The organism is Actinophytocola sp. (assembly GCF_035712165.1).
Lineage (GTDB): Bacteria > Actinomycetota > Actinomycetes > Mycobacteriales > Pseudonocardiaceae > DASYTH01.
Map to the genome: position 1 here is coordinate 1 of NZ_DASTBH010000194.1, position 5852 is coordinate 5852.

A 5852-nucleotide genomic window follows, 5' to 3' on the forward strand; every position below is an offset into this window, starting at 1 on the left:
GTCAGCGGACTGGTCGTCGGGCTGGTCGGTGTCCGTGTCGGCGGGGTCGTCGGACTGGTCGTCGGTGTCGGGGTTGTCTTGGTCGTCCGAATTCGTATCGTCCGGCGGTTGTGCGTCGGTGTCGGTATCGGGAGGTGCGACGGCGACGTTCGGTGTCGAGGTATCTGGGATCGCGGAGGGGTCCGCGGCGGCGGGAATCGACATCGCCGCGATCATGGTGCCGGCCAGGAGGAGGGCGGGCAGGCCCGATATGAAGCGGAACCTTCGGCCCGAGCGGGTCGGGCGGAGGCGGTGTTTTCCTGATGTTTCAAGGGATCTCATGACATCAACCTTTCGAGGGGTACAGGTTGCGGCCATGGAAGCACCGGTCCACAGTGGGCGCACTTCGGGTTTCAGGCGCCGTTCACCGGCACGGCCCGAATGGGGGAAAATCGCGGTTGGTGGGATCGCCAGGCGAGCGCCGAAACAGACTGATCACGATGTCGTTTCCGACCGGGAATTGCCCGAGAAAACCACCCGCTGATTCACCCGATCGAGACGGGTGGTGGAACCGGGCAGTGGATCACTGGGCTGGCGCCGGCGCGGTTGGTGACGCACCGTGCCACTCGGACGACCCCTTGTCGTGACGCACGTGCCGGGCCTAACATCGCCGGTGCGTGTTGAACCGCTTCGATAAATTGATCATCGATGCGGGTCGGCGTCGACACGTGGGGCATAACCAGCAACGTTCACCCGGAACTCCGACGATCGGCGACCATCGTCGAAGCGCTTCGACAGAGACTTCGACTGAGCCCCGATGGAGCGTGCTCATGAGGAACCGACGTGTCTCTGCCCTCCCGCGCCGGCTCGGCGTCCTCGTCCTCACCGCCGCGCTGATGACCGGCCTCAGCACGACGGCGGCAGCGGCGCAGAAGCCGTCGGCCTACCCGTTCAACGATCCCGGGCGGCCGCTGTCCGTGCGGGTCGACGACCTGCTGCGACGGCTCACGCTGGACGAGAAGATCTCGCTGCTGCACCAGTTCCAGCCGGCCATCCCACGCCTGGGCATCCCGGAGTTCAAGACCGGCACCGAAGCCCTGCACGGCCTGGCGTGGACCACCGACCGGAACAACAACGGCGCCGTGGTCACCGCCAACGCGACCGTGTTCCCTCAGGCGATCGGGCTCGCCTCGACCTGGGACCCGGCGCTGATCAAGCAGGTCGGCGCCGTGGTCGGCGACGAGGCGCGCGGCTACAACTCGCAGGCGCCGGGGGTGTGGGGCACGCAGTTATGGGCGCCGGTGGTGAACCTGCTGCGCGACCCGCGCTGGGGCCGCAACGAGGAGGGCTACTCGGAGGACCCGCTGCTCACCGGCGCGATCTCCACCGCGTACGGCAAGGGGCTCACCGGTGATCATCCGAAGTACCTGAAGACCGCGCCGGTGCTCAAGCACTATCTGGCCAACAACAACGAGATCCGCCGCGACACCACCTCGTCGAACCTGCGGCCCCGGGTGCTGCGGGAGTACGACGAACTGGCCTTCAAACCGGCGATCTCCGCCGACGCCGCGACCGGCGTGATGGGCGCCTACAACCTGGTCAACGGCCGGCCCAACACGGTCAACCCGGACTTCAACGACGTGGTGCGGACCTGGACCGACAAGACGCTCTACAACGTCAGCGACGCGTTCGCGCCGTACAACCTCACCGGATCCGAGCAGTACTACGCCACCAACGCGGAGGGCTTCGCCGCCACCCTCAAGGCCGGGCTGGACAGCTTCACCGTCGACAACCAGAATTCCGCTCCCACCATCGGCCACATCCGCGACGCGCTGGCCCAGGGCCTGCTCACCGAGGCCGACATCGACACGGCGGTGCGGCACGTGCTGACCGTGCGGATGCGGCTGGGTGACTTCGACCCGGACGGCGGGCCGTACGCGAAGATCGGCATGGATGTGGTGAACAGCCCGGCGCACCAGGCGCTGGCCCGCAAGGTGGCCGGCGAGGCCATGGTGCTGCTGAAGAACAACGGCGCGCTGCCGCTGAACCCGGCCAGGGCCAGGAATGTCGCGGTGATCGGGCCGCTGGAGAAGACGCTGTACACCGACTGGTACTCCGGCGCCCCGCCGTACCGGGTCACCCCGCTGGACGGCATCAAGGAGCGGCTGGGTGGCGGCGCCTCGGTGGCCGACACCGAGGCCGTGGACCGGATCGCCCTGCGCGAGACGGCCACCGGCCGCTACGTCAGCGCCGGTACCGGCGACAGCGGCGCCATGCTGCGCGCCGCCGGCACCAGCGCGGGCGCCACCGAGCAGTTCGACGCCTTCGACTGGGGCCAGGGCGTGCTCACCCTGCGCAGCGTGGCCAACGGCCGCTACGTCGAGCGCTTCGACTTCGGTGCGACCAGCCCGTTCGTCAACCGCGCCCCGCAGCCCCGGGACTGGTTCGTCCAGCAGCAGTTCAAGCTCGAGCCCGCCGGTGACGGCACCTTCGTGCTGCACTACACCGGGTTCGAGACCCCGAACGACTGGGAAGGCCCGAACAACTACGTCACCGTCGCCGCGGACGGCACGCTGACGCTGGGCTCGCCGGACGCCGCCGGTGCCACCCGGTTCACCAAGGAGACGGTCAGCAGCGGGGTCGACGCCGCGGTGCGCGCCGCCACCGGCGCCGACGCCGCGGTCGTCGTGGTCGGCAGCATGCCGTTCATCAACGGCCGCGAGGACCACGACCGGACCAGGATGGCGCTGGCCGAAAGCCAGTCCGAACTGATCAGAGCGGTGCACCGGGCCAACCCCAACACGATCGTGGTGGTGGAGAACAGCTATCCGACCACGCTCACCTGGGAGCAGCAGAACATCCCGGCGATCCTGTGGACCTCGCACGCGGGACAGGAGACCGGCCACGCCGTGGCCGACGTGCTGTTCGGCGACGTGAACCCGGCCGGCCGGCTCACCCAGACCTGGTACCGGTCCGAGGCGGACCTGCCCAGCATCCTCGACTACGACATCATCAAGGCCAACCGCACCTACCTCTACTACGGCGGCGATCCGCTCTATGCCTTCGGGCACGGGTTGTCGTACACCTCGTTCCGCTACGGCGACCTCCGGGTCAGCGACAGCACGGTCCGTCCACATCAGACAGTCGAGGTCAGCGTCCGGGTGAGCAACACCGGCCGGCGGGCCGGCGACGAGGTGGTGCAGCTCTACAGCCATCAGCGCTCGTCCCGGGACAAGCAGCCGGTAGCCCAACTGCGCGCGTTCCAGCGGGTGCACCTGGAACCGGGGCAGACCAAGACGGTGCGGCTGCGGCTGGCCGCCGAGGACCTCGCGCACTGGGACGTCACCCGGGGCCGGTGGGTGGTCGAGTCGGCGACCCACGACCTGATGGTCGGCGCCTCGGTGGCGGACATCCGGCAGCGGGCGACGTTGCGGGTGGACGGCGACCGGATTCCGGCGCGGCACCTGGGTTCGGACACCCGGGCGATCGACTTCGACGACTACTCCGGGGTCGACCTCGTGGACGAGAGCAAGGTCCGGGGTGACGCGGTCGGCGCGAGTGCCGGTGACTGGGTGAAGTTCACCGACGCGGACCTGCGGTCCGGGGCGCGCAGCTTCCAGGCGCAGGTGGCCCGGGCCGAAGCCGGCACCGCGTCGATCCAGATCCGGCTCGACGACCCGGTGCACGGCCGGGTGGTCGGCACCGCGACCGTGCCGAGCACGGGGGACAAGTACGTCTACACCACGGTGTCCAGCCGGATCAGCGCGGCCAGCGGCCGACACGACGTGTATCTCGTGTTCACCGGAGACCTGCGGATCAGCACCTTCTCCCTGCGATAACCCGCGAAGGCGGCACTCTCATGTTGCGCAAGACGGCATCCCTGCTTGCTGCGGCCTGCGTGGCGGTGGTTCTCACCCCCGCCACACCGGCCCAGGCGGCCAGCACCTGCACGGCGTTCGGCACGATCACGCTCGGCAAGTACTACGTCAACAACAACCTGTGGGGGCAGGGCTCCGGCTCCGGCTCGCAGTGCGTTGCCGACACCAGGTCCGGTTCCACCATCGGCTGGAACACGAACTGGACCTGGTCCGGGCAGCCCAGCCAGGTGAAGTCCTACTCCAGCAGCGTGCTCGGCTGGCACTGGGGCTGGAAGACCAGCGGCACCGAGTTGCCGGTTCGGCTCAACGCGGGCCGGGACATCTTCACCGACGTGCGGTACCGGGTGTCCGGGTCGAGCACCATGAACGTCGCGTACGACCTGTGGCTGCACGACATTCCCAACCCGGACTGGCCGAACAACCCGACCGACGAGGTGATGATCTGGACGTTCCGGTCCGGCGGCGCCGGGCCGCTGGGCACCCTGCAGGGCACGGTGAACATCGCCGGCACCAGCTGGGATCTCTACCGGGGCAACATCGGCTGGAACGTCTTCTCGTTCATCCGCCGGTCCAACGCCACCTCGGCCACGCTGCACCTGCAGGACTTCCTGAACAACCTGGTCGGCCGCGGCTGGGTGGCGAACACCAAGTACCTGTCCAGCATCGAGCACGGCACCGAGGTGTTCGTGGGCAACGGCCGGCTGGACGTCGACTCCTACACCGCGGACATCCGATGAGGCGGCTGCTGCTCGCGGCCCTGCTGGTCGCCGGGTTCCTCGCCGTGCCGCCCGCATCGGCGCAACCGCTGTCCCGCCCGGCCCACACGGTCGGCTACGACCACTACTCGGTCACCGTGGATGGCAAACGGGTGTTGTTGTGGGGCGGGGAGTTCCACTACTTCCGGCTGCCCAGCCAGCAGCTGTGGCGGGACGTGCTGGAGCGGATCCGCGCCGCCGGGTTCAACGGAGTCTCGCTGTACTTCAACTGGGCCTACCATTCGCCCGCGCCGGGCGTGTACGACTTCACCGGTGTCCGGGACGTGGACCGGTTGCTGCGGATGACCGAGGAACTCGGTCTGTACGTGGTGGTCCGGCCGGGTCCCTACATCAATGCCGAGGTGAGCGGCGGCGGCTTCCCGGCCTGGCTCAAGCAGGTCCCGGGCCGGGCGCGGTCCAGCGACCCCGGCTACACCGCGGCCTACCGGGACTGGCTCGGTCGCATCAACCCGATCATCGCCCGGCATCAGGTCACCCGGGGCGGTTCGGTGCTGCTCTACAACGTGGAGAACGAGTACGCGGTGAACACCTCCGCGGAGTACATGACCGACCTGCAGAACCAGGCCCGGGCGGCCGGGATCGACCTGCCGATCACGCACAACGCCTGCTGTGACGCCGCGTCCTGGTCGTCCAGTTGGGGAACCGGGCCCGGTGCGGTGCAGGTTCCGGGCGTGGACGACTATCCGCAGTCCTTCGAGTGTCAGACCCCGGACGTGTGGGGGCCGTGGGGCCAGGGCGTCACCGAGCGGCTGCGCGACGACGCGCCGGTCTACGCGGCGGAGTACCAGGCCGGGGCGATCGACCTGAACCGGGCCGGCTACGAAGGCTGCCGGGAGCTGACCGGACCCGACTACATGAAGTTCTTCTACAAGTCCAACATGGTCGAGAGCGGCGCCACGGCGTTCGGCTACTACATGGCCTACGGCGGCACCAACTGGGGCTGGCTGGGTCAGCCCAACGACGTCTACACCTCCTACGACTACGGTGCGGCCATCACCGAGGCCCGGCAGCACACCGACAAGTACGACGAGTTCAAGCGGCAGGGCTACTTCGCCACCACGGTGGCGCCGCTGACCAAGACCGACCCGGCCGCCGCGCCGGCCTCGGCCAACCCGGCCCTCACCACCTCGGCCCGGGCCAACCCGGACAGTCGCACGCAGTTCGTGCTGGTCCGGCACACCGACCGGGCGGCGCGCACCGACGACATGTCCACATTGGA

At 68.8% G+C, this 5852-nt stretch carries 4 protein-coding genes; 3 read left to right on the top strand and 1 reads right to left on the bottom strand.

The annotated features are described in order from the left end of the window. Nucleotides 1-321, bottom strand: a 321-nt coding sequence (locus tag VFO68_RS10840; protein WP_414635484.1) for a hypothetical protein, incomplete at its 3' end; no start/stop codon positions are given. A gap of 488 nt (nt 322-809) precedes the next feature. Here VFO68_RS10840 and VFO68_RS10845 point away from each other — a divergent pair. The 3 genes from VFO68_RS10845 to VFO68_RS10855 form a co-directional block, all read left to right on the top strand. After that, nucleotides 810-3818, top strand: coding sequence for a glycoside hydrolase family 3 protein (locus tag VFO68_RS10845; RefSeq protein ID WP_325158087.1), 3009 nt, complete (start codon nt 810-812; stop codon nt 3816-3818). A gap of 20 nt (nt 3819-3838) precedes the next feature. Further along, entirely contained in the window at nt 3839-4594 is a 756-nt protein-coding gene (locus VFO68_RS10850) for a GH12 family glycosyl hydrolase domain-containing protein (protein WP_325158088.1), read from the top strand. Then, the coding region (locus VFO68_RS10855; RefSeq protein WP_325158089.1) for a beta-galactosidase at nt 4591-5852 on the top strand (1262 nt) is incomplete at its 3' end. The genes VFO68_RS10850 and VFO68_RS10855, both read left to right, overlap by 4 nt.